We start from the raw sequence: 24,412 nt of genomic DNA, 5'->3' as shown, positions 1-24,412 counted from the left end.
AAAATGACATGTAGAAGGGAAAAAATAAGATGAAGAAATTAGACTTGAAACAAAGTAAGGAAATTCAAGCTGGAAAAATTCTAGCTCCAGCGAGTTCTTGGTGGCTATATCAAGTTCTTTGCGGCTCTTGGAAATAATATCGATCAACAAGAAGTAACTATAAAAAACAAAGGAGACAACGAATGTTTAAGTTAACGATGAAAAAGGGCAGCGAGATCAAAGCCGGGAAAACATTTTGTGTAGTAGATGCTTTTGGCTATAAAGTATTATGTTTTACTTTTAAATAAAATAGTAAGTCGAAAAACAAATAGAGAAGACATCTCTTTTAATAAATAGGAATGAAAGGAGCGATAAAATGTTTAAGTTAACGATGAAAAAGGGCGAAGAGATCAAAGCAGGAAAAATGTTTTGTGTGTTGGATGCTTTTGGTTATAAGATATTGTGTTTTAACATTTAATTAAATGACTGAAAAAACAAATAGACAATCAAAGAAGAGGAGAATAATTATGAATAAATTAGAACAAAAGGAAACAAATGAAATCCAAGCAGGTGTGAGAGTGTGTGCGTTCAATATTTGGGGAGTCAAACTATTCTGTTGGTACGCCTAAACTAACCTGACGAAGAAAACATAAAATAATAGAAAATCAATATATGGAGGGTAACACATGAAAAAACTAACAACAAGACAAGAAGAAACAGTAAAAGGCGGCAAGTGGTGTTTCGTCAATAATATATTAGGAATCAAAATTTGCTTTTAAATAAAACGCTGAATCATAAAGTGTTGTAGAATCAAAAAACGATCAATCAAAAAATAGAAAAGAGGAATAATACATGAAAAAATTAACTAAGAGACAAGAAGAAACAGTAAGAGGCGGCAAATGGTGTTTCGTCAATAATATATTAGGAATCAAAATTTGCTTTTAAATAAAACGCTGAATCATAAAGTGTTGTAGAATCAAAAAACGATCAATCTAAAAAAGAAAAGAGGAATATCATGAAAAAACTAACAGCAAAACAAGAAGGAAAAGTAAAAGGCGGGAAATTTTGCGTAGTAGATGCATGGGGCTTAAAATTATTCTGCTGGTACTAAGCAATAGAATAAACAGTAATTAAAATCAAACTGGCAATCAAATACAACAAAAAATAAAAAGAAAAGGAAGAGAATAGATGAAAAAACTAACAGCGAAACAAGAAGATAAAGTAAAAGGCGGGAAATTTTGCGTAGTAGATGCGTGGGGCTTAAAATTATTCTGTTGGTATTAAAAAGCGAGTAGAAAATTTAATCACATAAGAACAAAAAAGCGGAGATCAGCAGTAAAGTTCTCTTCGCTTTTTTGTATTTTTACACTTAGGAATAGAAAATGAACGTTTACGCGATAAAAGACACTCTTTTTATCAGTTAAAGCAACGAATTTGATGATTCAAGCAATAACTATCATTACTAGCTATTTATTTGGTAAAGTTAATTCAAGGAAACGGAGGGAATAAACGTGGAGAAAAATATTTGGAATTTATGGAATGTGGAAAGCTATATAAGCAACCTGATTTTGAGCTTTATTATAGATGGACATGAAGAGTTGAATCGTATCGATTACTTAAAATGTAAACTCGGAATTGAATCAATAGTCATCAATGTATCTAAATTACTGTTTATCTACAGTACAGCATTTCTTCTAAATATTGGATTTGAAACATTTATTCTACACCTGAGTTTTCTGACTATTAGAGTATTTGCATATGGAGATCATGCTGGTAGTAGTTTTGGTTGTATCGTTACGAGTATCTTATTATTTGTTGGATCTGCCGGAGTTCTTACTGGTGGAATCTTAATTCCGATGGAAGGATTGATCTTCTTACAAGTCATTAATGGATTGATATTAAGCAAATATGCACCAAAAGCAACAAGTAAAAATCCGATTGGCAGTGATGAAAAGAAGAAACGAAGAAGAATGCAAGCCTTGAGTTCGTGTCTGATTATGACGGTTATTATGATATGTGTTCCAGAATTACTAATACAAAATCTTATGGTTATTGGAAATGTTTTATCTGGTATGAGTGTTTTACCATTAAAAATAAAAAAGGATTAGGGGAGAATAGAAAATGAAAAAGTTATTGTTTAGATTATTTGCTGGTTGGGGAAGTCAAAATTTAGTTATGTGTTGTGGTTTTTTTGCTGATGAAGTTCTAATTCCAGCAGAATTAAAGGAACAATTAAAATAATATCATTAGTTAATAACAGCCTAGTAATGGAGCTGTTATTTTTTGCTTTATGAATGACTAAAATTAATTTGCTTTGATAATTAATAATATGTATAATTTAAATATCATTAAAATGGAGGTTATGTTCTATTGGACAGAAATAGTTTTGTGTTTTTATTTGGAGCGGCGTCCCAAATGATTTTTGATTATATCATTTTTAAATTGTTGATAGGAAAGAATAATTTTCAAAAAAAGGAAATCATTTTGCTACTAGTTGGATCATTAATTATAGGAAATCTTTTCTTTTATATGGGAAGTTTTACCATAGTTATGATGATTCTCTTTTTATTGTTTCTTGGTATGCTTTTTGTGGACTTAAAAAAAATATATATTGCTGGTGCAATGTCATATGCTCTTATAATATCCGTTATATGTGACCATATTTCGGGAGTGTTGGATGCCTATTTGTGGAAGAACGATAATGTTGAAGTATCTTTCTGGTCTGCTCTAATTCATTTGTTTTTTGGTCTTGGTTTATCTCTTATTATGGCACTTTTAATTGTTAAATTAAGAACATTAGTACATAAAAAGATCCCTTTTATGAATGAATTTGCTCCAATCATTAGTATTATAGGCATTTATATGATGGTCATTTATTACATAAGTATATTATTAGGAAAATACTTAGGCAACAACACAGAGATCATCACCTTAAACTTAATTTTTTTCATTATCTATTTCTTTATTTCCGTTCTAACCTTTTTCATGTACGCCAGCTCTACAAGAAACAAATACGAAGCGCAACAAAAAGAACTGGAACACTTAGCTAACCAGCGTTACATGGAAAGCATGGAAAATCAATTCAAAGAAATCAGTAAATTTCGTCACGACTATAAAAATATTCTAATGTCGATGGAGAATTTCATTGTTGAGAAGGATATCGAAGGGTTGAATGACTATTATCATTCGGTCGTCAAAACATCTTCCCAAGTGATCGAACAAAACAATTATAAATTAGAGAAATTAGGAAATATTCAAGTAAGAGAGTTAAAAAGTATCTTTGCTTCAAAACTGATCACTGCACAAGAAAAGGGAATCAATACGAAAGTAGAAGTGACTGAAATTGTTGATAAGGTCAATATGGATTCAGTGGCGCTAGTCAGAGTGCTAGGGATATTTTTAGATAATGCGATTGAAGAATTGGAGTATTTAGGTAGTGGACTTTTGTCTGTAGCATTGTATCAAGATGAAAAAGCAGTACATGTTATTTTACAAAATAGCTGTCGAGAAGATATTCCTAAACTCCATCAGTTGAAAGCTAGAGGTTTTTCTACAAAAGGAACAAATCGTGGAAATGGCTTAAGTAATGTTCAAGAAATTATTGCAGAAGCGAATAATTTATTTTTATCTACATCAATCGTGGATGATTTATTTACGCAAAAATTAGTAATTGAGTTTTAGAGATGGAGGGAAAAAATGCTGTCGATTATTATATGTGAAGATGATTGGAAACAGCGCCAGTTGTTGGAGCAATATGTGAAAAATTATATTATGATGGAAAATTTAGATATGGAATTAGTATTTTCCACGGGGAATCCAACAGAAGTTTTAGAATATGTTAAAAGTAAACCTAAATTTATGGGGCTTTATTTTTTTGATGTAGATTTACAGCATGAAATGTCAGGTTTGACTTTAGCCGCTGAAATCCGCAAGTATGATGATTTGGGGAAAATCGTCTTTGTAACGACGCACGGAGAGCTTTCTTATTTAACATTTACATACAAAGTAGAGGCAATGGATTACATTATTAAAGATTCACAAGAGACGATTCAAGCGAGAGTCTGCGAATGTATTCGAATCGCTCATGAGCGTAGTCAAAATGATCGTAGTGGTAAAAAGAATTTTTTCAAATTTAAAACAGGGGATTCTGTACGATCGATCGATGTAAACGATGTTATCTTTTTTGAATCTTCTATCTCTTCACATAAAGTGATCATGCATCTAGAGAATGGGGAAGAAGAATTTTACGGTGCCTTAAAAGATATCGAAGATCAATACGAAGAGTTTTATCGTTGTCATAAATCATTTTTGATTAATAAAAACCATATCTCAGAGATACAAAAGAAAGAACGAATAGTTGAAATGAGTAATGGTGAAACCTGTCTCGTTTCTGTAAGAGCTATGAAAAATTTATGAGTTTTCAAAAGCAACATAGACCCTCAAGGTTTTATGTTGCTTTTTTCGTTTATTTCAGTTTGACAATTCCCTTCAAACGATGTAAATTATACAATTATTGGTAAATTTGATGAGACGCTCTATAATTATCTGGATAAGTTCCTTTTCATTGAGGTACGGCTATGTTAAAATATTATAGAAGAAAATAGGGCAATTGTGCTCTTTAAGGAGGCTTTCATCAATGGCTGTAAAAATCAAAACACCAGCAGGCACCATTGAGATTACCAATGAGGTTATCGCCACTGTAGTTGGCGGAGCTGCGACAGATATCTATGGTATCGTCGGTATGGCTAGTAAAAACCAAATCAAAGATAATTTAAATGGCATTTTGCGTAAAGAAAATTATTCTAAAGGTGTTGTCGTGCGTCAAGAAGAAAATGGCGTTGCGGTCGACGTATATACAATTGTAAGTTATGGAACAAAAATTTCAGAAGTTTCTCGTAATGTACAAGAAAAAGTAAAATATAACCTTGAAACACTACTAGGCGTGACAGCTAATTCTGTCAACGTGTTTGTGCAAGGTGTTCGTGTGTTGCCTGACTAGGTAGCCAGCTGTTAGCAAGAGTTTAGCTGGATGTGATCGTTTTACTTTTTATTGATCTAGCTCCACGAACCAGACCTCTCAACAAATAGATAAAATGCCGAAAAGACAAAAAGTATCTTTTCTGCATTTTACTAATTGCCTTGACACACAACGAATAAAAATAAGTTGATGTAGAAAGGTACCTACTCGGTTGTTGGAGGGGTTCGTTTCGCTTTTCTATGCAACAGTGAATCTCAAAGGAGGATTTTTTAGGTGAATGTAACAGAAATCAGTGCAAGTCAGTTCCAAGAGATGGTTCAGGCTGGCGCGAGTCGTCTGCATGTGAATGCAGAGTATGTCAACTCATTGAACGTTTTCCCTGTGCCAGATGGCGATACAGGAACAAATATGAATTTATCTATGACCAGTGGAGCAAAAGCGGTAGCCGATTCTCGTTCTGAAAAAGTGGGAGAATTAACAACAATTCTTTCAAAAGGACTATTGATGGGCGCTAGAGGGAATTCAGGTGTTATTTTATCCCAATTATTCCGCGGTTTTTCTAAGCAAGTCCCAGATGTAGTGACATTGAATGCCAAAGATTTAGCAGCAGCATTTACTCATGGAGTAGAGACTGCCTATAAAGCAGTAATGAAACCTGTAGAAGGAACAATTTTGACTGTTTCCCGTGAAGCTGCGCGTTCTGGTGAACGCAAAGCTAAAGAAACGGATGACTGCATCGAAGTAATGGAAGCAGTTGTTAAAGGAGCAAAACGTGCATTAGCCAAAACACCTGATCTTTTACCTGTGTTAAAAGAAGTTGGAGTAGTTGATAGTGGCGGTCAAGGTTTGTTATTTATCTACGAAGGCTTTTTAGAAGCTTTATCAGGTAAATTTTTAGCAACAGAAGTTTATGAACCAAGTCCAGGTGAAATGGATGAAATGGTCAATGCAGAACATCACCGTGGTGTCAGCGGACATGTAGCGACTGAAGATATTAAATTTGGTTATTGTACAGAAATCATGGTTCAAATCGGTGAAGGTCCAACGGTGGACAGCGACTTCGATTATGAAACATTTAGAAATTACCTAAATGAACTAGGAGATTCTCTGCTTGTTGTAAATGACGATGAAATCATCAAAGTTCATGTGCATACAGAACATCCTGGTGAAGTTATGAACTACGGTCAAAAATTTGGCTCGTTAGTAAAAATCAAAGTTGATAACATGCGTTTACAACATGAGACATTGGTTGAACATGATGCTAAAGCAGCGATTGCTCCTAAAGCTCGTGTGCCGTATGCGGTTATTGCAATTGCAGCAGGAGAAGGTGTTCAAGAATTGTTCCGTAGCCTTGGTGCAAGTTATATCATTAGCGGCGGTCAAACAATGAACCCTAGTACAGAAGATATCCTGAAAGCTGTAAAAGAAGTCAACGCTGATCAAGTTATCATTTTACCTAACAACAAAAACATCTTCATGGCAGCTGATCAAGCAGCAGAAGTAGCTGATATTCCAGTAGCGGTTGTTCCAACAAAAACAATCTCTCAAGGAATGACAGCTATGCTTGCATTCAATGATCAACAAACGCTTGAAGAAAATAAAACAACCATGACAGAAATGATCGAAAGTGTCGTCAGCGGACAAGTAACAACGGCTGTACGTGATACAACGATCGATAATGTTGAAATCAAAAAAGACGACTATCTAGGGATGATCGATGGCAAAATCGTGGTGTCTGAACCAGATATGTTCAAAGCGTCATTAGATACGCTAAAACGTATGATTGATGAAGATACAGAGATTGTAACGATCATTGTAGGTGAAGACGGGACTATGGAAGAAGCTGGGAAATTCGTTGAGGCTTTGGCTGCTGAATATGAAGACGTAGAAACTGAGCTTCATGAAGGCGGACAACCAGTTTATCCATATCTATTTTCAGCAGAATAATGAATGATTTATTGAGGCCAGACACTAGTTGTTTGGCTTTTTCTGTAGAAATTAAAAATAAGGGCGATAGTTTTCGTATTTAGTGTATGATAGGCAGTTCGCTTCAAGGGCTAACCTTTCAGAAAAAAGATAAATGATCGAAGGTGACCGAGAACGTCACAATCGATAATTTCCTATTTTTCTGTCAAGGCTAAATGAGCCCTTTACGCTTTTATTATCTAGCTTCAAGGGCTAACCTTTCGGAAAAAAGATAAATGGTCGAAAGTGACCAAGAACGTCACAATCGACAATTTCCTATTTTTCTGTCAAGGTAAAACGAGCCCTTTACGCTTTTATTATCTAGCTCTAAGGGCTAACCTTTCGGAAAAAAGATAAATGATCGAAGGTGACCAAGAACGTCACAATCGACAATTTCCTATTTTTCTGTCAAGGCTAAATGAGCCCTTTACGCTTTTAAAGTTAGGAGGGAATTTGATGGGTTTATCAGATGACATCGGTGTGTTATCAGGCGTGGGGCCGAAACGGGCGGAGAATTTAAAGGAATTAGGGATTCACACGATTGAAGATTTGTTGTCATATTATCCTTTTCGATACGATGATATCCAAGAGAAAGAATTGAACGAAATTCAAGATCAAGAAAAAGTTACCTTAAAAGGACTTGTAGTATCGGAACCGGTAGTCAGTCGATACGGATATAAAAAGAGTCGGATGATGTTTCGAATGATGCAAGACCATGCGGTGATCAATGTATCCTTCTTTAACCAGCCTTATTTAAAGGACAAAATTGTTATGTCTGAGGAAATTGCAGTTTATGGAAAATGGGATGCTAAACGAAAAGCATTGAATGGGATGAAAATATTAGCGGCTAAAAATGATGGAGAGGACTTTGCTCCAATTTATCATGTTAATAAAAAGGTTCGCCAAAGTAGTTTGGTCCAACTTATCCGGACAGCTTTTGAAAAATATGGTGAGCTGATTCCTGAAATTTTGCCAGAAGAGCTATTGGAAAAGTATCGTTTGATGCCAAGAAAAGAAGCGATGTTTGCCATGCATTTTCCAAGTGATCCAAATGAAAGCCACCAAGCAAAGCGCCGAGTGGTTTTTGAAGAATTTTTCTTATTTCAGCTGAAAATGCAAGGACTAAAAAGACATGAAAAAGCAGAGAAAAATGGCTTGAGCATTCAGTATGATATAGAGCGTCTGAAGTCATTTACGCAAAAACTCCCATTTGAATTGACTGCCGCACAAAAGAAAGTAACCAATGAAATTTGTCGAGATTTAATGAGTTCTAACCATATGCAGCGCTTGCTACAAGGTGATGTAGGTAGTGGGAAAACGGTGGTAGCAGCAATTGCTCTTTATGCAACGATGACCGCAGGCTTTCAAGGAGCGTTAATGGTACCTACAGAGATTCTAGCGCAACAACATATGGAAAGCTTACAGCAATTATATGATCCCTTAGAAGTGAAAACAGCGCTATTGACAGGATCAACTAAAACGAAAGAGCGCCGAGAATTGCTTGAACAACTTGCCGCAGGTGAAATCGACATTATCATCGGTACACATGCTTTGATTCAAGAAGATGTTATTTTTCATAAGTTAGGGTTAGTCATCACAGATGAGCAGCATCGCTTTGGGGTAAATCAACGGCGAATTTTAAGAGAAAAAGGACTAAAGCCAGATGTGTTATTTATGACAGCTACCCCAATTCCGAGAACCTTGGCTATTACAGCTTTTGGTGAAATGGATGTCTCGATCATTGATGAAATGCCTGCTGGCCGAATACCGATCGAAACGCGTTGGATCCGACCACCGCAATTAGATACAGTTTTAGAATGGATGACAAAGGAACTAGCTCGTGGACACCAAGTGTATGTGATCTGTCCGCTGATCGAGGAATCCGAAGCCTTGGATGTTAAGAATGCAACAGAAATTTTTGAACATATGTCGGCTTTTTTCAATCCCACTTATCAAGTTGGATTACTTCATGGGAAGATGAAGAATCAGGAAAAAGAAGAGATTATGCAGGAATTTAAAGAAAATAATTTACAGCTTTTAGTTTCTACTACTGTAATCGAAGTGGGTGTCAACGTTCCAAATGCGACGGTTATGCTGATTATGGATGCGGATCGCTTTGGATTGGCACAGCTACATCAACTACGCGGTCGGGTCGGTCGAGGTTCAGAGGCGTCCTATTGTATTCTAGTTGCCAACCCGAAAAATGAGATGGGTGTGGAGCGAATGAAAATCATGACGGAAACGAACAATGGTTTTGTCCTGAGTGAAAAGGATCTGGAGTTACGAGGTCCTGGCGAAGTATTTGGGGCTAGACAATCAGGTGTACCACAATTTGCAGTGGGCGATATCGTGACAGACTTCAATATACTTGAAGTTGCTCGACAAGAAGCTAGTGCAATTTGGAAAAAAAGCCAGTGGTGGATTTTGCCAGAGTATCGTGGCGTTGCTGATAAAATCAAGCCAAATGATGATGAGCAGCAGTTTTTTGACTAAAGTTTTTGAGAATTCACAAGAGAATGAAAGAAAGTTCCGCTTTTCAAGGAAAATAGACAATCTGTCTATGAAACAAAAAGAGTTTCCTAGCTAGATTTCTAATTTTCATGAGAGTTAAACGCTTTGTTCCGCTTTTCGTTATGTTATACTACTTATTGTAATTTACCTAGGAGGGACTATGTTATGAAGATTGCAGTTGATGCAATGGGTGGCGATCATGCACCACAGGCTATTGTTGAAGGTGTTATGCTCGCCAAACAAGATTTTCCGGAGATTGAGTTTTTACTTTATGGAAAAGAGTCTGAAATTAAAAAATATGTAACAGACGCAACAAATATTACGATTATTCACACGGATGAAAAAATCAATAGTGATGATGAACCTGTGAAGGCGATTCGTCGTAAGAAAACAGCTTCGATGGTCTTAGCGGCACAAGCAGTAAAAAATGGAGAAGCAGATGCGATTTTTTCTGCTGGTAATACCGGCGCTTTGTTGGCAGCTGGATTGTTTATCGTTGGGCGGATCAAAAACGTAGAACGCCCAGGTTTGATGTCGACGTTGCCGGTTATTGGACAGCCAGATGGCGGTTTTGATATGCTGGATTTAGGCGCAAATGCTGATAATAAACCAGAACACTTAGTTCAGTATGCTGTGCTTGGTTCTTTTTACGCTGAAAAAGTAAGAAATATCGCAAAACCTCGTGTGGGTCTTTTAAATAATGGATCTGAAGCAACAAAAGGTAGTGAGTTGACTAAAAAGGCCTTTGAATTATTATCTGAAGAAGCTGAAATCAATTTTATTGGAAATGTCGAGGCACGTGACCTATTAAACGGAGCAGCAGATGTAGTTGTAACGGATGGTTTTACAGGAAATGCTGTATTGAAGTCAATTGAGGGAACCGCGCTGAATATGATGGGGCTGTTGAAATCATCAATTCTGGCAGAAGGCTTTAAAGGCAAAATGGGTGCGTTACTTTTAAAAAATGCACTACGTGGTATGAAAGATGAAATGGATTACTCAAAACATGGCGGAGCAGTTCTTTTTGGATTGAAAGCACCTGTTATCAAAACACATGGTTCAACAGGCCCAGAAGCTGTTCGATATACAATTCGTCAAATCCATGCAATGTTGGAGACACAAGTTGTACCACAACTTGTCAGCTACTATGAAACAAAAGAATAACGATTCTTGCAACCTATTTGCAACTATTTTGTAATAAGGCTGCAAAAAAAGATGGACAAATCGATCATTTGTGAGTACAATGTATCATAGCGTTTAACTCAGTCGTGAGGAACGCTTTTCAAAAGCAGTGGAGGTGAATACAGTTGACTCGTGAAGAAGTACTTGAAAAAGTAGCGAAGATTATCTCAAACCACTTTGATATTGAAGCTGAGAAAGTGACAGATCAATTAAACATTAAAGATGACTTGAATGCAGATTCAATTAGTGTAATGGAATTTGTTTTAGAGCTTGAAGATGAGTTTGGTACAGAAATTTCTGATGAAGACGCAGAGCAGATTGAAACAGTTGGTGCCGCTGTAGATTATATTATGAATAACCTATAATTTGAAACATAAAGAAAATGACGAGATAAAAGTGTTTAGCCTTGATAACTTGGGCGGAGCCACTTTTTTCTCGTTATTTTTTATGTGAGAGTATGAATCAAAACTAACAATGTTTTGATTCGTGCTCTTTTTTTGTTCTTTTAAGAAAAAACAGTTTATCAAAATGTTGCATTTTTCATAATTATTATATACAATTGCTTAAAAATGATTACAATTAGAGTATAGAGAGAAAATTAGAAAACGGTGTTTTTTTAATAAGAGTTTCTATTGTGATTGAGATAGTTAACTGAGCATGAAGGAGTGTATTAAAGTGAATGAGGGTAATCCGTTATTAGATGTTCAGCATCTGCACACAGGTTTTCGTATTAAAGACGAGTACTATGATGCTGTTGATGATGTGTCATTTGAATTAGGAAAAAATGAAATTTTGGCAATCGTTGGAGAGTCAGGTTGTGGGAAAAGTACCTTAGCTACAACGATTATCGGTTTACATGATGCAAATAATACTCGTGTAACTGGAGAAATTTTATACAAGGATTTGAACTTAACTACGTTTAACGAACAATTATATAATAAAATTCGTGGCAACGACATTGGGATGATCTTTCAAGATCCATTATCAGCGTTGAATCCTTTGATGCGGATCGAAGACCAGATCAAGGAGAGTCTAACATATCATACGGAGATGAACGCAGAACAAAAACAAGCGCGAGTAATCGAACTATTGACACAAGTGGGTATTCCAAATCCTGAACGTGTTGGAAAGCAGTACCCTCACGAATTGTCTGGGGGAATGCGTCAACGTGTGATCATAGCAATTGCGATTGCTTGTAAACCCGCAATTATTATTGCAGATGAGCCAACAACAGCATTGGATGTTACGATTCAAGCACAGATTTTGGATTTACTTAAGGATTTACAAGAGGAAACTGGCTCGGGAATCATTTTGATTACGCATGATTTAGGCGTAGTTGCTGAAATGGCAGATAAAGTGGCTGTGATGTATGCTGGGCAATTTGTTGAAGTTGCGACTGCTGAAGAATTGTTCAGCAATCCTAAACATCCATACACACGTTCTTTACTGCAATCAATTCCACAAGAAAATTCAGATGATAGTCAATTACATGTGATTGAAGGTGTGGTTCCTTCATTGAGTAAGCTACCGAGAGAAGGCTGTCGTTTTGCGCCAAGAATTCCTTGGGTTTCAGAGGATGCTCATGAAGCAGAGCCAACATTGCATGAAGTGTCAGAAGGGCATTTTGTCCGCTGTACTTGTTATCAGCAGTTTCATTTTAGAGACGATCAGGAGGATGCATAATGGCAGAAATCATTCAAATCAAAGACTTGAAAGTTCATTATCCTATCCGCAGTGGTTTCTTTAACAGAGTGACGGATCATGTGTTGGCGGTTGATGGGGTTGATTTTATTATTGAAAAAGGCAAAACATACGGCCTAGTGGGTGAATCAGGTTCTGGAAAATCTACTACAGGAAAAGCTATTATCGGGCTGGAAAAAGTGACCAGCGGCAGCATTTTATACCAAGATCAAGATGTGACGAAAGCTCATAATCGTAAAGCCATGAAATATAACAAAGATGTTCAAATGATTTTCCAAGATTCGATGTCCAGTTTAAATCCGAAAAAACGAGTATTAGACATTATTGCTGAACCGATTCGCAACTTCGAACGCTTGAGTGATCAAGAAGAAAAGAAAAAGGTCAGAGGACTTTTGGATATCGTTGGAATGCCGGAAGATGCGTTGTATAAATACCCTCATGAATTTTCAGGTGGACAGCGCCAGCGTTTGGGCGTGGCTAGAGCTGTTGCAACAAACCCTAAGTTGATTATTGCAGATGAGCCAGTTTCTGCCTTGGATTTATCTGTTCAGGCTCAAGTGTTGAATTTTATGAAAAATATTCAAGAAGAATATGGATTGAGCTACTTATTTATTTCGCATGACTTAGGTGTGGTAAAACACATGTGTGACAACATTGCGATCATGTACAAAGGGCGATTTGTAGAGATTGGGACTCGCCAAGATATTTATACAAATCCACAGCATATTTACACGAAACGCTTACTGTCTGCCATTCCTAAAATCGATGTTGCCCATCGGGAAGAGCACAAAGCACAACGCCGTCAAGTAGAAAAAGCGTATATTGAGCATCAAAAAGATTATTATGATCAAAAGGGTCGCGTATATGATTTGCGTAAAATCAGTGAAACGCATCAAGTAGCGTTAAAAGATGGAGGTGCAATCTAATGTGGAAGACGATTTTACGGCGTGTACTGTTTATGATTCCTCAAATTTTGATTTTAAGTGTACTGATTTTTGTATTAGCTAAAATGATGCCGGGTGACCCTTTACTGGATTGATCAATCCTAATACTGATCCGGCTGTTATTGAAAAAATGCGTGAGTCAGCTGGTCTGAATGACCCTTGGACAACACAATATATTCGTTGGATCGTCAATGTTTTCCATGGCGATTTTGGTGAAAGCTTTATTTTCAAATTGCCAGTATCGACATTGATTGGTAGCCGCGCAGTGAACACGATTCTCTTGTCCTTAGTAACAGTTGTGATCATGTATGCGATCGCGTTACCATTAGGTGTTTTATCAGGTCGTTATCAAAACTCTATTTTAGATAAATTTGTCGTCATTTATAACTTTTTCAGTTTTGCCGTGCCACCTTTTATTTTCGCACTCGTTATGCTATTTATTTTTGGTTACCGTTTAGATTGGTTTCCGACAACAGGTTCGATTTCCAGTGGTGTTGAGCCGGGGACCGGCGCGTATATTTGGGATCGGTTCTATCATTTGATTTTACCGGCGTTATCTCAAGCACTTTTAGGAACTGCGATCACGATCCAATATTTACGTAATGAAGTGATTGATTCCCAATCACTGGATTATGTGCGGACGGCTCGTTCAAAAGGGGTACCGACAAGTAAAGTCTATACAAGACATATTTTTAGAAATGCTTCTTTACCAATCGTTTCTCAACTTAGCTATGAGATCACAGCTTTAATCAGTGGTTCGGTAGTCATTGAAAAAATCTTTGGTTATCCGGGAATTGGGAAGTTATTTATTGATTCGATCGGACAACGGGATTATGCAGTGATCACGTCCTTAGTATTGATTTTAGGAATTGCAACGCTTGTTGGAAATCTGATTTCAGATATTGTGATGAGTCTTGTAGATCCGCGGATTCGAATTCAATAGTAAATCAATTTTAAGGAGAGGAAGAGACGAGATGGATAAAAATAAAGAACTTATAGTAGTTGCTGTACCAGAAACGATTCCACCAATGGGATTTCGAATGATCGCAAGAGAGTTCAAAAAGGATAAATTAGCGATTTTTTCATTGGTACTGTTGATAGTCATTTTATTGGTTGTTTTTATCGGTGCTCTATTGACCGATCAAGACAAAGTAATGACAGTCAGTATTTTAGATAAATATACAGAGCCTGGTGGAAACTTCATATTGGGGGCAGATGAAGGCGGACGTGACGTGCTTGGACAATTGATCATTGGTGCTCGTAACTCTGTTGTGATCGGGTTTGCAATCACGATTTTGACTTCGATCATCGGTGTAGGTATTGGTATCGTTTCAGGTTATTATGGCGGAATGTTTGATAATGCAGTGATGCGTGTGGTTGACTTTATCATGATTTTACCGATCATGATGATCATTATCGTATTTGTTACGATCATTCCTAATTATAATGTTTGGTCTTTTGTGGGAATCATGAGTGCCTTTTACTGGGTCGCCAAAGCCCGATTGTTTAGAAGTAAGACGCTATCTGAAGTTCGCAGAGACTATGTGAGTGCCTCAAAAACATTAGGAACAAATGATTTTAAAATCATGTTTCGAGAAATCATGCCAAACTTAAGTTCATTGATCATCACGAACTTAACGATCAACTTTGCGGCAAATATCGGGATCGAAACGACACTAACGTTCTTAGGATTTGGCTTGCCGACAAATGTACCGAGTCTTGGAACATTGATCGGATATGCAAGCAATGGTGATGTTTTAGCAAATAAAACATGGATCTGGGTACCTGCATCCGTACTGATTTTAGTACTTATGCTATGTATAAATTATATTGGCCAGGCGTTTAAGCGTTCAGCAGATGCTAGACAACGTTTAGGTTAAAAGAGGAGGAAATAGTGTGAAAAGCAAAAATCTTTTGGGTTTAATTACATTGACAGCAGTGGTGGCTGTAACATTAGCTGCGTGCGGTGGAGGTAAAAAATCAGATTCAGGAAACAAGAATGTAGAAACTGAGGATATCAGTAAATTTGCGATGGAAGTCAAGAATGATAAAGAGGCAGTCAAAGGTGGGACTTTGGATGTCGCAGTAGTGTCAGATACGCAGTTTAGAGGATTATTTTCTGAGGTATATTATGAAGAAACGTATGATAATTATTATATGCGTCCGTCACATGAATCTTTGTTCTCATATGATAAAGATTTTGTGATTACAGATGAGGGGCCTGCAAAATTAGATTTGGATATTGAGAATAAAAAGGCAACAGTTACCTTGAAAAAAGATATAAAGTGGTCAGATGGCGAGACAGTCACCTCGGATGATCTGCTTTATCCTTATGAAGTGATTGGGAACAAAGAGTATACAGGGATTCGTTATGATGACGATTTTACAAATATTGTTGGTATGGAAGAATATCATGATGGGAAATCAGATACTATTTCTGGAATTAAAAAAGTAGATGATTTAACGATAGAGATTTCTTATAAAGAAGTGAGTCCTAATTTACTACAGTTGAGTGGCGGTGTTTATGCTGCTGCTATGCCAAAACATGTCTTTAAAGATATTCCCATCAAAGATCAGGTACAAAGCGATGCAGTTCGGAAAAATTCAGTAACATTCGGCCCTTATTACATGAGTAAGATTGTAACCGGAGAAGCGGTGGAATATTTACCAAATGAGCATTATTATAAAGGCAAGCCTAAATTAGATAAAATCGTGTTTACAAATGTGCCATCATCTTCAATTGTAGAAGCATTAAAAGCAAAGAATTACGATTTAGTTTATTCAATGCCAACGGATGTATATCCAACGTACAAGGATTTAGATGGCTATCAAATGCTAGGGCGTGAAGAGTTAGCGTATACGTATGTTGGTTTTAAATTAGGGACTTTTGACAAAGAAAAAGGCGAAGTTGTTACGAATCCAGATGCTAAAATGTCAGATGTGAAATTGCGTCAGGCGATGGGATATGCCATAGATAATGATACAGTTGGTGAAAAATTTTATAATGGGTTGCGTTCTAATGCAACAACATTGATTCCGCCAGTTTTCAAAACATTACATGATTCTGAGGTAAAAGGTTACGAATATGATTTAGATAAAGCGAAGAAGTTATTGGATGATGCAGGCTATAAGGATACAGATGGTGACAAACTTAGAGAAAATCCTAAGGGAGAAAAGCTAACAATCAATTTAGCTTCAATGTCTGGTGGAGAAACAGCGCAACCATTAACCGATTATTATCTACAACAATGGAAAGAAATCGGCTTAGATGTAAAACTTACAACAGGTCGTTTGATTGATTTCCAAGCATTTTACGATAAATTAAAAAATGATGATCCGGAAATCGATGTCTTTCAAGCTGCGTGGGGAACAGGAACAGCTCCTTCTCCAGCTGGATTATATGGACGCAACGCAGCATTTAACTACTCTCGTTTTTCTTCTGAGGAAAATGATAAATTATTAAAAGCGATTGATTCAAAAGCATCTTTTGATGATGAAAAACGTAAAGAAGCGTATGATGCTTGGCAAGAATATATGTTTGAACAAGCACCTGTGATTCCTTCGTTGTATCGGAATCAAATCATGCCAGTAAATGACCGAGTGAAATCATTTACTTGGAATTATGAAGAGACTAAAGATTTTTATACGATTGAATTAACAGCTGAAAAACGTTAATTTAGTGAGATTTAAATAGCGAGGCTGGGACAGAAGCGTTTAACTTTGAGAAATCGACTAAAAAGTTGCTTCTGCTTTCAGCGTTTTTTAGTGTCGTTTTTTAATTATGTTCGGATAGTAGAGTATCCTTAACTAGTGCAATTGTTCATGGGTTCACTGTTTATTATATCTAACAGTGACAAAGACCAATCTTTTTTTGTCACTTGTATCCTAGACATAAATTCCTAAGCATGATAACCTTCTTTTTAAGCGCTTACAAAATGGGTGCTTTAAAAAAGAGAACAAGAGGAGAATTCAAATGGAGCAAACACTCGTTATCATCAAGCCAGATGGCGTTTCACGTAAACTAGTTGGAGAAATCCTTCAGCGATTTGAGAAAAAACAATTAAAGCTAAACCAATTAAAAGTAGCAAAAATGTCCCGGGAGTTAGCGGAAGAACACTATGCACATGTGAAGAAGTTTGATTTTTTTGAAGACATGATGAAGTACATGACTTCATCAGAAGTTGTTTATTTAGTTTTAGAAGGAACTAGTGTCATTAAAACTGTTCGAAAAATGATTGGTGCAACAAATTGTTTAGAAGCTGAACCAGGAACGATTCGAGGCGATTACGGTGCTAACAGTTACGAAAATATTATCCATGCATCGGATTCCCCAGAAGCGGCTACAATTGAGATCAACCGATTTTTTAATGAATCGAATTAAAATGAGAGCGTATCAAGAAGTGGTGACGATCTTGAGCGCTTTTTGTCTGTTTAAATGGAAAGAATGCCGGAATCTGTCCTATTTATTATAAAAAGTCTCATACTAGTTCCTGAAATCATTAGGAAATCCTTCAAATACGATGAATTCAGTAGTGATTTTAGCGCAATTCCTCCCTAACCATTTAAAAATCCCGCAAAAAAAAGTATAATAGAGAAGGTTGTAAATAAACTTAAAGGAATGTAGCAAATGGACAATCAGTTAACTACCGAATTAAAAGAACGTTACGGCATTGTTTTCCATGATGTCAACCTATTAGAACAGGCTTTTACCCATTCATCCTATGTGAATGAGCATCGATACTTAAAGCTATCTGACAATGAACGATTAGAATTTTTAGGAGATGCCGTTTTAGAATTATTGGTTTCTCAATATTTGTATAAACAATTCCCAGAATTGCCGGAGGGCAAATTGACAAAAATGCGAGCAGCTATCGTTCGTGAAGATAGTTTATCCAAATTTGCGAAAGAATGTCACTTCGACCAATATATTCTTCTTGGCAAAGGAGAAGAGAATTCTGGCGGACGGACTCGTCCGGCGTTGCTTTGTGATTTATTCGAAGCGTTTTTAGGCGCTTTGTTTTTAGATCAAAAAGTCGATGCAGTTAAAAAGTTTATTGCAGAAGTCATTTTTCCAAAAATCGATGCCGGTGCTTTTTCACATGAGATGGATCATAAAACACATTTACAAGAAGTATTACAACGTCAAGGGGATGTCAGCATTGAATACCGCTTGATCAATGAAGAAGGTCCTGCCCATGATCGAATCTTTTACGTTGAAGTTTATGTCAACGAAAAAATGATTGGAGCAGGTTTTGGTAAATCGAAGAAATTAGCAGAACAGGACGCCGCTGAACGAGCGCTGAAACAAAATCCTGAATAAGCTTGGAAGGAGCCGTTTTATTCGTGTATTTAAAACGAATTGAGATCGCAGGATTTAAATCCTTTGCGGATCGAACCGTTATAGAGTTTGAAAATGGTGTGACGGCTGTCGTTGGACCAAATGGCAGCGGGAAAAGTAATATCACCGAAGCGATTCGCTGGGTCTTAGGCGAACAATCGGCAAAAAGCCTTCGCGGAGCAAGATGCCGGATATTATTTTCGCTGGTTCTGAAGGTCGTAAGGCGTTGAATATTGCTGAAGTAACGGTTGTATTAGATAATAGTGATCATTTTTTACCTTTAGATTTTACTGAAATCAGCGTGACTCGTCGCTATCGCCGAACGGGTGAAAGTGATTTTTATATCAATAAACAAGCGTGTCGTTTAAAAGATATCCACGATTTATTTATGGATTCTGGGTTAGGGAAAGAATCGTTCTCAATCATTTCTCAAGGGAAAGTTGAAGCAATTTTCAATAGCAAACCAGAAGACCGCCGCGGTATCTTTGAAGAAGCTGCAGGAGTGTTAAAGTATAAGCAGCGTAAGAAAAAAGCTGAGCAAAAACTGTTTGAAACAGAAGATAATTTAAGCCGTGTGCAAGATATCATTTATGAATTAGAAGATCAATTGACTCCTCTAGCTGCACAAAGCGAAGCGGCCAAGGAGTTTTTGAAACTTAAAGAGACTTTGACAGAGATCGATGTTAGTTTAACGGTCACTGAAATCGAATCAGCCAAAGAAGTTTGGGAAGTAAAAGCAGCTGAACTTACTGCAATTGAAGAAAAGCTGCAAATAGCAAGCAAAAAAATTCGTGATTCAGAAGATGAACTATTCCAGCTGCGTGGTAAACGGAATAAACTGGACGAACAAATCGAAACAGAGCAGCAGCAATTACTGCAAATCACAGAAGCGTTGAAACAAACTGAAGGACAAAAAAATGTCTTGGTCGAACGTTCAAAACATACGATGCAGACAACTAGTGAATATCAACAATCTTTAGAAGAAAATGCTGAAAAAATCACACGCTATCGTGAAGAAGTCCAAGACTTACAGGCAAAAGTGACCGAGAAAAAAGCTCAACGGGAATCATTAGTTGAAGCAATCAGAGTCTCAGAGCTAGAAGTTGAAAAATACAGCAAATCTTCAAAAGAATTACTAGAAGAACTACGAAGCCAATACGTGGAAGTGATGCAAGAACAAGCCAACACAACGAATGAGCTAAAATATTTAGAACGTCAGTATCAGCAAGAGACAGCTAAAAATCAGCAATCTATCCAAAAGCACGAAGCTTTAGAAAAACAAATGACAGATGCTTTGGCGGAGAAAGAACAAGTAGAGATTGATTTAGCTACATCAGACCAATCATTAACTGATCAAAGAGAACAATATACCCAATTGAAACAACAGCTAGATCAAAAACAAGGGCAATTAGCTGTGAAACAAAAACAAATGTATCAAGCGATGAATCAAGTCCAACAAGCCAAAGCACGTCAAAAAAGCTTGCAGGAAATCCAAGAAAACTATTCAGGATTTTACCAAGGCGTTCGAGCTGTATTGAAACACAAAGACCAATTAACTGGAATCGTTGGAGCAGTTGCCGAGTTGATCGATGTGCCAAAAGACTACACTCTGGCAATTGAAACGGCTTTAGGCGGTGCAGCGCAACACGTTGTTGTAGAAACGGAAAAAGACGGTCGTGCCGGGATTACGTTCTTAAAACAACAGCATAGCGGGCGTGCAACCTTCTTACCGTTGACGACGATCAAGCCGAGAATGGTTTCTACTGCAGTTCGGGATCGTGTCAGTACGATTCCAGGATTTCTAGGAATAGCCAGTGAACTAGTCCGTTTTTCAGAGGATGTCAGCAATGTCATCCAGAATCTATTAGGTGTGACCTTATTAGCAGAAACACTAGAAAGCGCCAACCAATTAGCCAAAACGGTGAACTACCAATATCGTGTTGTTTCTTTAGATGGTGATGTCATGAATTCAGGTGGTTCGATGACTGGTGGTGCCAATAAACGAGGCAATCAAGGCAGCCTATTTTCTCAAACGCAAGAACTTCAAACATTGACTGAACAAATGGAGCGAGTTGAAAAACAATTAACAGCTACTGAAAAAGATGTTCAACAACTAACCGATGAAGCTAAAGCGCTAAATGAAAAGCTTGAGCAACTCCGCTCAACTGGTGAAACAAGTCGCTTGAAACAGCAAGAATTACAAAATAAATTAGTGAATCAAGAAGAAACGATTACACGTTTAACTAAAGAACAACGTCTTTTCGAATTTGAAGCTCGTGAGCTACATCAATTTTTAACAGAGTATCAAGCGAGAAAATCAGAACTGACTGAACAACAGCAAGAACTGAATCAGACGAAAGATCGCTTAGATCAGGAAATGAAACAAGTGGATCAAGAAGCGAGCCAAATGGAAACCTTGAGAGCAGAAGCGTTTGAGCGTTTCAACCAAGTTCAGGCTGACCAAGCTGTTGCAGCAGAACAATTAGCACACCTAACAGAGCAAGTAACAGAAAGACAAACGCAGTTAGATGAATTCTTAGCAAGAGAAACAGCCTTACGTCAACAATTGCAACAATTGAATGACAACTCAACAGATCACCAAGTGACTGAAGAAAGCTTAGCGATCCAATTAGAACAATTGGCAGAGAAAAAAGAACAGTTGCAGGCAAGTATCCAAGAAGCAAAAACTGCTCGTCAGCAATTACAAGAACAAGTCGATCAAATCGATACTGGTTTAGCTGAAGAAAATAAACAGCAACAGCATTTATTGACGGAGCAAACCAAAATCGAAGTCGAGAAAAACCGCGCAGAGATCAAGCTGGATAATTCATTGCAATATTTGCAAGAAGAGTACAGTTTAACCTTTGAACGTGCGAATGAAGATTATGAATTAACGATCGACAAAGAACAGGCCAAAATCGAAGTTAAACGTTTAAAACGTGAGATTGAACGTCTAGGTCCTGTTAATCTCAACGCGATCGAACAATATGAGCAAGTCAATGAACGTCATGAGTTTTTGGTCTCTCAACGTGACGACTTGTTAGATGCCAAAGAGCAATTGTTTGAAACGATGGGTGAAATGGATGAAGAAGTCAAAGCACGTTTTAGTGAAGTCTTTGAAGCGATTCGTGCCCAGTTTAAAGTGGTGTTCCCAAATATGTTTGGGGGCGGCCGAGCAGAGCTGATTTTAACCAATCCAGAAGATTTACTGAATACAGGAGTAGAAATCGAAGCACAACCGCCAGGCAAAAAGTTACAAAATCTAAGCTTACTTTCAGGTGGCGAACGAGCGTTGACGGCCATTGCGTTATTGTTTTCTATCATCCGTGTTAGACCTGTTCCTTTCTGCGTCTTGGATGAAGTAGAGGCGGCTTTAGACGACGCCAATGTTTCTCGTTTTGGTCATTACTTGAGTGAGTTTGAAGATGACACGCAATTTATTGTGGTAACACACCGTAAAGGAACGATGGAAGCGGCAGACGTGTTGTATGGTGTGACGATGCAAGAATCAGGGGTGTCGAAAATCGTTTCTGTTCGTTTGGAAGAAGTTAAAGAAGGCGGCGCAATCGTCGCTGAGGCATAGTTGTATAGGATAGGAGGGAAAAACGGGTTGATTAAATTAGTCGCGATTGATTTAGATGGTACGCTTTTAAATAGCAAAAAGGAAATCTCCACAAGAAACAAAGAAGCTTTGGCACAAGCTAAAGCAGCAGGAGTTAAAATTGTTCTTTGTACAGGGCGACCGTTGGCTGCAATTGAGATTTATCTAGAAGAATTGAACTTACGTGATAATGGTGATTATAGTATTACATTTAACGGTGGCTTAGTTCAAAAAAATGATACAGGTGAAATCATCGAGAAAGCATTAATGCCTTTAGAAGCGGTACATGAGTTATATGAATTAGCTACATCACTGAATGTACCGTTGGATATTTTATCTGATGGACTTGTGATGCAGTTGCCCGCTTCAAAAGAGCACATATCTATCTATAGTCAATTAAATAATCTGTTGACATTTGAATCCTACGAGTTAGCACAACTTACAACAGATCAAATTTATAACAAAGCAGTAGTCGCAATCGATGAAATCTATTTAGATGAGCAAATCAAAAAAATCCCTGCATCATTTTACGAGCGCTATGAAGTCATCAAAACCAGAAGCAATTTACTAGAGTTTATGCCTAAAGGGATTACCAAAGCCTATGGAATTTCTCTATTAGCTAGGGATTTAGGCATCAAGCAAGAAGAAATCATGACGATCGGTGATGAAGAAAATGATTTACCGATGATCGAATATGCAGGGCTTGGCGTGGCAATGGAAAATGCTGTTGCTAAAGTCAAAGAGATGGCAGACGTGATCACAGATACCAACGACAATGATGGTGTTGCACAAGCCGTTGAAAAATTTGTTTTAGAACCATTGAGAGGAGGGAATTAAATGGGATTTTTCGATAAAATAAAAAAAGCGTTTATGAACGAAAAAGAAACGCCACCTGCTGAAATCAAGCCAGAGGAAGAAATCATCGAATCCGTTCAAGAAGAAGTGATTCCTGAAGAAAAACAAGTAGAGACAGAATCGCTAGAACAAGTACAAACAGATTCTCTTGAAACAACGGAAGAGTCTGAAAAAGAAACAGAACCTGAAATCGATCCTCTGATTACCGTAAATCCTGTTACTCAAGCAGAAGAACTGGTTGAGCCTGAAATCATTGAGGAACAAGAAGAGGAAATCATCGTTCAAGAAAAGTATGAAAAAGGTTTGGAAAAAACCCGAAAAACATTTGGCGAGCGTTTGAATGAATTATTCGCTAATTTTCGTTCTGTTGATGAGGATTTCTTTGAAGAATTAGAGGAAACCTTGATCGGTGCAGACGTCGGTTTTGATACAGCAATTAAAATCACTGAATCTTTACGTCAAGAAGTCAAACTACGTAACGTGAAGAAACCAGCAGCAGTACAAAATACGATCATTGAAAAAATGGTTGACTTATACGAAGCAGAAGGTATCGAAGAAAATAATGCCTTGAATATTCAAAAAGACGGATTGACCGTGATGTTATTTGTCGGTGTAAACGGTGTTGGTAAAACAACCAGTATTGGTAAACTAGCACATGAGTTCAAACAAGACGGTAAAAAAGTCTTAATGGCAGCGGCTGATACGTTTAGAGCTGGAGCCATCGATCAATTAGTTGTCTGGGGTGAACGTGCTGGTGTTGAAGTTGTCCGTGGTAATGCAGGCGGAGATCCGGCTGCGGTCGTTTTTGATGCAGTCGATCGTGCTAAAGCTGAGAATGCGGATATCTTATTGGTAGATACAGCAGGACGGTTACAAAATAAAGTCAATTTGATGAACGAATTAGAAAAAATCAAGCGTGTGATTCAACGTGAATTGCCAGATGCACCGCATGAAGTATTACTTGTAGTAGATGCTACAACAGGGCAAAATGCGATGTCACAAGCGAAACAGTTTAAAGAAACGACAGATGTTACTGGATTAGTTTTAACTAAATTGGATGGTACAGCTAAAGGTGGGATCGTTATAGCGATTCGCAATGAGCTGCATTTACCAGTGAAATTAGTTGGATTAGGTGAAGGAATCGATGATTTAGAACCATTCGATGCAAATGATTTTGCAGTTGGATTGTTTAAGGGATTGTTGAAGGAAGAAGATTAGAGATAAGACAGGCTATTTAGTCTTTTAATAAAAAATCAGCTTTTGAATACGTCAAGTAGATGCGTATTTAAAGGCTGTTTTTTTAGAAAAACTCATTGGATTATGAACGGTTATTTTTTTACAGAAAAATACTATAATCA

Annotated in this window: 16 protein-coding genes and 2 pseudogenes; all 18 read left to right on the top strand. The window is 37.3% G+C overall.

What is annotated here, in order from left to right; genetic code table 11:
• Window positions 1–1,490 precede the first annotated feature (1,490 nt).
• The 18 genes and pseudogenes from V192_RS0106800 to ftsY all read left to right on the top strand — a co-directional run bounded on the left by V192_RS0106800 (window position 1,491) and on the right by ftsY (window position 24,272).
• Entirely contained in the window at window positions 1,491–2,087 is a 597-nt protein-coding gene (locus tag V192_RS0106800) for an accessory gene regulator B family protein (RefSeq protein ID WP_025870254.1), read from the top strand.
• A gap of 262 nt (window positions 2,088–2,349) precedes the next feature.
• The gene (locus V192_RS21515) at window positions 2,350–3,660 is read left to right on the top strand and encodes a GHKL domain-containing protein (RefSeq protein ID WP_029948160.1); all 1,311 of its coding nucleotides are present in this window, start codon (window positions 2,350–2,352) and stop codon (window positions 3,658–3,660) included.
• 15 nt (window positions 3,661–3,675) lie between these two features.
• Window positions 3,676–4,395: a LytR/AlgR family response regulator transcription factor gene (locus V192_RS0106785; protein WP_025870249.1), complete on the top strand. Its 720-nt coding sequence runs from the start codon at window positions 3,676–3,678 to the stop codon at window positions 4,393–4,395.
• 220 nt (window positions 4,396–4,615) lie between these two features.
• On the top strand, window positions 4,616–4,978 hold the full coding sequence (locus tag V192_RS0106780; RefSeq protein WP_010761897.1) for an Asp23/Gls24 family envelope stress response protein: 363 nt from the start codon (window positions 4,616–4,618) through the stop codon (window positions 4,976–4,978).
• A gap of 252 nt (window positions 4,979–5,230) precedes the next feature.
• Window positions 5,231–6,904 carry a DAK2 domain-containing protein gene (locus V192_RS0106775; protein ID WP_025870246.1) on the top strand — a complete coding sequence of 558 codons (1,674 nt, stop codon included), beginning with the start codon at window positions 5,231–5,233 and terminating at the stop codon, window positions 6,902–6,904.
• A gap of 474 nt (window positions 6,905–7,378) precedes the next feature.
• On the top strand, window positions 7,379–9,415 hold the full coding sequence (gene recG, locus V192_RS0106770) for an ATP-dependent DNA helicase RecG (protein WP_025870244.1): 2,037 nt from the start codon (window positions 7,379–7,381) through the stop codon (window positions 9,413–9,415).
• A gap of 183 nt (window positions 9,416–9,598) precedes the next feature.
• The gene (plsX, locus tag V192_RS0106765; protein ID WP_025870242.1) at window positions 9,599–10,597 is read left to right on the top strand and encodes a phosphate acyltransferase PlsX; all 999 of its coding nucleotides are present in this window, start codon (window positions 9,599–9,601) and stop codon (window positions 10,595–10,597) included.
• 143 nt (window positions 10,598–10,740) lie between these two features.
• Window positions 10,741–10,980 carry an acyl carrier protein gene (gene acpP / locus V192_RS0106760; protein ID WP_010761893.1) on the top strand — a complete coding sequence of 80 codons (240 nt, stop codon included), beginning with the start codon at window positions 10,741–10,743 and terminating at the stop codon, window positions 10,978–10,980.
• Window positions 10,981–11,290: 310 nt separating this feature from the next.
• Window positions 11,291–12,298, top strand: coding sequence for an ABC transporter ATP-binding protein (locus tag V192_RS0106755; protein ID WP_025870239.1), 1,008 nt, complete (start codon window positions 11,291–11,293; stop codon window positions 12,296–12,298).
• On the top strand, window positions 12,298–13,242 hold the full coding sequence (locus tag V192_RS0106750; RefSeq protein WP_025870237.1) for an ABC transporter ATP-binding protein: 945 nt from the start codon (window positions 12,298–12,300) through the stop codon (window positions 13,240–13,242). Before V192_RS0106755 ends, V192_RS0106750 begins: the two co-directional genes overlap by 1 nt.
• Window positions 13,242–14,203, top strand: a pseudogene (gene opp4B, locus V192_RS19540) (oligopeptide ABC transporter permease). Before V192_RS0106750 ends, opp4B begins: the two are co-directional and overlap by 1 nt.
• A gap of 31 nt (window positions 14,204–14,234) precedes the next feature.
• Window positions 14,235–15,140, top strand: a complete 906-nt coding sequence (locus V192_RS0106740) for an ABC transporter permease (protein WP_025870235.1) — start codon at window positions 14,235–14,237, stop codon at window positions 15,138–15,140.
• Between the two features lie 16 nt (window positions 15,141–15,156).
• A complete protein-coding gene (locus V192_RS0106735; RefSeq protein WP_025870233.1) occupies window positions 15,157–16,935 on the top strand; it encodes an oligopeptide ABC transporter substrate-binding protein in 1,779 nt (592 codons plus the stop codon).
• A gap of 298 nt (window positions 16,936–17,233) precedes the next feature.
• Window positions 17,234–17,641, top strand: coding sequence for a nucleoside-diphosphate kinase (ndk, locus tag V192_RS0106730; RefSeq protein ID WP_025870231.1), 408 nt, complete (start codon window positions 17,234–17,236; stop codon window positions 17,639–17,641).
• A gap of 246 nt (window positions 17,642–17,887) precedes the next feature.
• Window positions 17,888–18,580 (top strand): ribonuclease III, encoded by a 693-nt coding sequence (rnc, locus tag V192_RS0106725; protein WP_025870229.1) that lies wholly within the window; start codon window positions 17,888–17,890, stop codon window positions 18,578–18,580.
• A 23-nt stretch (window positions 18,581–18,603) separates the two neighbouring features.
• Window positions 18,604–22,181, top strand: a pseudogene (smc, locus tag V192_RS19535) (chromosome segregation protein SMC).
• A 27-nt stretch (window positions 22,182–22,208) separates the two neighbouring features.
• Window positions 22,209–23,036: a Cof-type HAD-IIB family hydrolase gene (locus V192_RS0106715; protein WP_025870227.1), complete on the top strand. Its 828-nt coding sequence runs from the start codon at window positions 22,209–22,211 to the stop codon at window positions 23,034–23,036.
• Window positions 23,037–24,272: a signal recognition particle-docking protein FtsY gene (gene ftsY, locus V192_RS0106710; RefSeq protein WP_025870225.1), complete on the top strand. Its 1,236-nt coding sequence runs from the start codon at window positions 23,037–23,039 to the stop codon at window positions 24,270–24,272.
• Window positions 24,273–24,412 lie beyond the last annotated feature (140 nt).

It is taken from the genome of Enterococcus crotali (assembly GCF_000633635.1).
GTDB classification, from domain to species: domain Bacteria; phylum Bacillota; class Bacilli; order Lactobacillales; family Enterococcaceae; genus Enterococcus_L; species Enterococcus_L crotali.
Note: the sequence above shows the minus strand (reverse complement) of the source record. Positions and strands in the feature narration are given on the sequence as shown.

Excerpts from the sequence above, each read along its gene's own strand:
- V192_RS0106785 (WP_025870249.1), top strand. The coding sequence starts at position 3,676 with ATGCTGTCGATTATTATATGTGAAGATGATTGGAAACAGCGCCAGTTG.
- V192_RS0106780 (WP_010761897.1), top strand. The coding sequence starts at position 4,616 with ATGGCTGTAAAAATCAAAACACCAGCAGGCACCATTGAGATTACCAAT.
- recG (WP_025870244.1), top strand. The coding sequence starts at position 7,379 with ATGGGTTTATCAGATGACATCGGTGTGTTATCAGGCGTGGGGCCGAAA.
- plsX (WP_025870242.1), top strand. The coding sequence starts at position 9,599 with ATGAAGATTGCAGTTGATGCAATGGGTGGCGATCATGCACCACAGGCT.
- V192_RS0106750 (WP_025870237.1), top strand. The coding sequence starts at position 12,298 with ATGGCAGAAATCATTCAAATCAAAGACTTGAAAGTTCATTATCCTATC.
- V192_RS0106740 (WP_025870235.1), top strand. The coding sequence starts at position 14,235 with ATGGATAAAAATAAAGAACTTATAGTAGTTGCTGTACCAGAAACGATT.
- ndk (WP_025870231.1), top strand. The coding sequence starts at position 17,234 with ATGGAGCAAACACTCGTTATCATCAAGCCAGATGGCGTTTCACGTAAA.
- rnc (WP_025870229.1), top strand. The coding sequence starts at position 17,888 with ATGGACAATCAGTTAACTACCGAATTAAAAGAACGTTACGGCATTGTT.
- ftsY (WP_025870225.1), top strand. The coding sequence starts at position 23,037 with ATGGGATTTTTCGATAAAATAAAAAAAGCGTTTATGAACGAAAAAGAA.